Here is a 2549-nt window from a genome sequence, read left to right as displayed (position 1 = left end):
TCTTTTTCCCTATAGTATTTTTGAATAAAGGTTAAAATCCAATCCTGCACAAGCTGTTTTTGTTCAGAAGAGGCACCCATAAATGCATGGTCCACATTTTCCAGAATATGTAGGTCATGTTCAATTTGCAAAGTATCAAGTTTTTCTTTCAAATTTAAGGCTTGTGATAGGGGGACAATTTGGTCTTTACTTCCATGGATGATAAGAGTAGGAGGAGCTTTAGTATTTAAATATTGAATGGGAGAGTAATGATTCGCAAATTTTTTTGCTTTCAGGCTATCCAATTTTGGGTTGAAGCCAAAAAGGTAATGTGTAATATCAAGGTTGTCTCCTAAAGAGCCTGGTAGCTTTTCCAAAAGCTCATTGACTTTATCTAAAGCAGGCATTTGGTAGAGCTCTTCCAAATCGCTTGGGCCATATACATTAATGACATAGTTTAGAGAAAGTCCAATGGAGGGTAGCTTTTCGTCCTGAGTGTAGGCAGCCATCATGGCAATATGGGCCCCGGCTGATTCCCCAAGCACTCCTATGTTTTGAGTGTCAAAATTGAATTTTTTGGCATTTCTCTTCACCCAACTTAATACATCAAAAGCATCATGGATACAATCAGGGAATGGTGATTTATCAGCTTTTGCTAGAGTATATTCAGGGCTAACCACAGCGTATCCATTATCTCTTAATTGATTGATAGCTCCATGAAACCGATTGACATTGAGAGCCTCCTTTCTTCCCATAATCCAGCCTCCTCCATGAATAAATACCACAACGGGTGTTTTGGGGTGTGCCAGTTGAGTGGGAAGATAGACATCTAAAGTCAGGTCTTTTTTATATTTTATCTGAGGAATGATTTTTCCTTTTAAAATCGGGGCTTCATTAGCCATGAAAAACCACAGTAAACCTACCCCAATAATAATGGTTACAGTAATAATGACAACAAATGATCTTTTAATGAATGATTTTATAAAAGACATATTTTTATTATAAAATATAGTCAGTGAATTTAACAATATTGGTTATAAGATCAATATGAAAGTATTTAACATGCATTAAAGCTTCAAATGTGGACTGCCATAACTAAAAAGATAAATGGTTGCCTTTTTAGCAGCACAAAATATTAAACAAAAATTTAATTGGTATTCGAAGATTTCTAAATTACATGAAGGCCTTGTTATAACTTAAAGTCCAAGAGGAGCATATGAAAAATTTAGATAGCAAAAATACCTATGATTTAAAACCTTAATTTTCTTAGAGTAGGTATATGATGCATCTTTTGCCCCCTTGTAAAAAATATGGCTAGTACCAAATTGATGCTGGTAAAAAGAGAAAAGATAAAAAAGAAGGAATTAAAATTTAAACATTCATTCCTTCCGTTACTAAAAGAAATCAGCCGTAAATTGTAATTTCCTTTTGAATTATTCCTCTATGGGGTAATCTTGGTCGAATTCTTTTTCAATTTCTCCAGTAATCCCATCAATAAAAGCTCTGCGTAACCCTTTTTTATCCGCCCTTTCCCAAGTGATATCCCAACCTGGTTTCCCATAATCATCTATTCCTCTTGCTATCCTGAAGTCAAAAGCTTTCATATCAATATCTCTTTCTTCGATCCAATGAAGGATATCTTCAAAGGAGAATTTAAAAGGCTCGTCGTAGTTTGTTTCTTTGATAAGATTGCCTTGCTCATCGTATTCTCTCCATATTCCTTTTTCGAAATCGTTGGGAAACTGTAAGCCTTCTAATTTCAATTTACCATTATAGTAAAAAACTCGGTAGGTTTGAAACAAAGCAGGAGAAGGAGGGGACTCAAATTCAACATACAATTTGTCCTTACCTTCCCCACCAGCTGCAAATTGTTTGATATAAGTGCTATCTTCTAAATAAAAGCCCTCATATTGAGGCGACAAAGTCATTTGCTTGTTAAAATTTTCTATATCAAAAGTTTTCATTTTTATACCCTTTTGGTTCCCGATTTGGGCTTCACAATTTGTTGCTAATATTAGCATTCCTATTATTATGTAATTTTTCATCTAATTATTCTTTTTCAAGAGTTTTCCAGATTTATTTCCATTTCCGTAACCGGATTGACTTTTGAATTGTGGAATAATCCATTATGTTTGGGTGACTTTTTTTTGATAACCAAAGGATGTATTATTATCAAAACTATGACGTAGCCCCATAGCAGGTAAGATTTTGTGGGTAACGGTTGATTTTATTCTAACCTTAAATAGTACTATTGCTTTTGAATTTAGATCTTTAGTATAGGTAGATAAAAGTTAAAGGAAATAAGAAATAGGAAGAAAGACAGTTTTAAAGCACAAGGTGCTTGTTTTAGAAAAAAAGGAATTTGGCCTATCCTTGAATTTACAGTTAAAGCTTCCTTCCAGTACCAAAAGTAATTAGAGGTAAATGGTTTTGATTTATTCCTCTATGGGGTAATCTTCATCGAACTCTTGAACGATTTCTCCTGTTAATCCATTTAAAGAAATAGTTCTCATCCCTCCTTTATCTTCTCTTTCCCAAGTAATACTCCAATAAGGAACCTCTTCAACTAC

2 protein-coding genes are annotated in these 2549 nt (G+C 34.1%); both read right to left on the bottom strand.

Going from position 1 to position 2549, the window contains the following annotated elements:
• On the bottom strand, positions 1-971 hold a 971-nt coding region (locus E1171_RS02935; RefSeq protein ID WP_155203921.1), incomplete at its 3' end, for an alpha/beta hydrolase.
• Between the two features lie 441 nt (positions 972-1412).
• On the bottom strand, positions 1413-1943 hold the full coding sequence (locus E1171_RS02930) for a toxin-antitoxin system YwqK family antitoxin (RefSeq protein ID WP_222931358.1): 531 nt from the start codon (positions 1941-1943) through the stop codon (positions 1413-1415).
• Between the last annotated feature and the right edge of the window lie 606 nt (positions 1944-2549).

Origin of the sequence: Xanthovirga aplysinae (assembly GCF_009711365.1) — a bacterium.
In the GTDB taxonomy this organism is placed as follows: domain Bacteria; phylum Bacteroidota; class Bacteroidia; order Cytophagales; family Cyclobacteriaceae; genus Xanthovirga; species Xanthovirga aplysinae.
This window is presented reverse-complemented; position numbering and strand designations above follow the sequence as displayed.